The 2,366-nt window shown below is 52.3% G+C and carries 1 rRNA gene; it reads right to left on the bottom strand.

Annotated features, from left to right (window positions below):
- Positions 1-12: 12 nt before the first annotated feature.
- Positions 13-2,366: ribosomal RNA gene (locus tag AC0IXC_RS29035) — 23S ribosomal RNA — on the bottom strand; the annotation flags it as partial.

Raw genomic sequence — 2,366 nt, 5'->3', positions numbered from 1 at the left:
GCTTCATATTATATGGTTAAGTCCTCGATCTATTAGTATTCGTCAGCTCCACATGTCACCATGCTTCCACCTCGAACCTATCAACCTGATCATCTTTCAGGGATCTTACTAGCTTACGCTATGGGAAATCTCATCTTGAGGGGGGCTTCATGCTTAGATGCTTTCAGCACTTATCCCTTCCGCACATAGCTACCCAGCTATGCCCTTGGCAGAACAACTGGTACACCAGCGGTGCGTCCATCCCGGTCCTCTCGTACTAAGGACAGCTCCTCTCAAATTTCCTGCGCCCACGACGGATAGGGACCGAACTGTCTCACGACGTTCTGAACCCAGCTCGCGTACCGCTTTAATGGGCGAACAGCCCAACCCTTGGGACCGACTACAGCCCCAGGATGCGATGAGCCGACATCGAGGTGCCAAACCTCCCCGTCGATGTGGACTCTTGGGGGAGATAAGCCTGTTATCCCCGGGGTAGCTTTTATCCGTTGAGCGATGGCCCTTCCATGCGGAACCACCGGATCACTAAGCCCGACTTTCGTCCCTGCTCGACTTGTAGGTCTCGCAGTCAAGCTCCCTTATGCCTTTGCACTCTACGAATGATTTCCAACCATTCTGAGGGAACCTTTGGGCGCCTCCGTTACACTTTAGGAGGCGACCGCCCCAGTCAAACTGCCCACCTGACACTGTCTCCCGGGTCGATGAGACCCGTAGGTTAGAATTTCAATACAGTCAGGGCGGTATCCCACCAGCGCCTCCACCGAAGCTAGCGCTCCGGTTTCAATGGCTCCCGCCTATCCTGTACAAACTGTACCAAAATTCAATATCAGGCTACAGTAAAGCTCCACGGGGTCTTTCCGTCCTGTCGCGGGTAACCTGCATCTTCACAGGTACTATAATTTCACCGAGTCTCTGGTTGAGACAGTGCCCAAATCGTTACACCTTTCGTGCGGGTCGGAACTTACCCGACAAGGAATTTCGCTACCTTAGGACCGTTATAGTTACGGCCGCCGTTTACTGGGGCTTCAGTTCAGAGCTTCGCTTACGCTAACCCCTCTCCTTAACCTTCCAGCACCGGGCAGGTGTCAGCCCCTATACTTCGCCTTACGGCTTCGCAGAGACCTGTGTTTTTGCTAAACAGTCGCTTGGGCCTATTCACTGCGGCTTTCCGTTAAGAAAGCACCCCTTCTCCCGAAGTTACGGGGTCATTTTGCCGAGTTCCTTAACCAGAGTTCTCTCGCACACCTTAGGATTCTCTCCTCGCCTACCTGTGTCGGTTTGCGGTACAGGCACCTTTTATCTCGCTAGAAGCTTTTCTTGGCAGCGGGGAATCAAAGACTTCGCTCCATAAGGAGCTTCCCCATCACAGCTCAGCCTTCACGATAAGCGGATTTGCCTACTTATCAGCCTAACTGCTTGGACGTGCACAACCAATCGCACGCTTCTTCTATCCTTCTGCGTCCCTCCATTGCTCAAACGATAAAGAGGTGGTACAGGAATATCAACCTGTTGTCCATCGCCTACGCCTGTCGGCCTCGGCTTAGGTCCTGACTAACCCTGAGCGGACGAGCCTTCCTCAGGAAACCTTAGGCATTCGGTGGACGGGATTCTCACCCGTCTTTCGCTACTCATACCGGCATTCTCACTTCTAAGCGCTCCACCAGTCCTTCCGGTCTGACTTCACTGCACTTAGAACGCTCCCCTACCACTGATACCATTGGTATCAATTCGCAGCTTCGGTGGTGTATTTAGCCCCGGTACATTTTCGGCGCAGAGTCACTCGACTAGTGAGCTATTACGCACTCTTTAAATGGTGGCTGCTTCTGAGCCAACATCCTAGTTGTCTAAGCAACTCCACATCCTTTTCCACTTAATACACACTTTGGGACCTTAGCTGGCGATCTGGGCTGTTTCCCTCTTGACTACGGATCTTATCACTCGCAGTCTGACTCCTAAGGATAAGTCATTGGCATTCGGAGTTTGACTGAATTCGGTAATCCGATGAGGACCCCTAGTTCAATCAGTGCTCTACCTCCAAGACTCTTACACTTAAGGCTAGCCCTAAAGCTATTTCGGGGAGAACCAGCTATCTCCAGGTTCGATTGGAATTTCTCCGCTACCCACACCTCATCCCCGCACTTTTCAACGTGCGTGGGTTCGGGCCTCCATTCAGTGTTACCTGAACTTCACCCTGGACATGGGTAGATCACCTGGTTTCGGGTCTACGACCACGTACTAAACGCCCTATTCAGACTCGCTTTCGCTGCGGCTCCGCCTCTTCAGCTTAACCTTGCACGGGATCGTAACTCGCCGGTTCATTCTACAAAAGGCACGCCATCACCCATTAACGGGCTCTGACTATTTGTAGG

It is taken from the genome of Bacillus sp. AC266, assembly GCF_979253805.1.
This window is presented reverse-complemented; position numbering and strand designations above follow the sequence as displayed.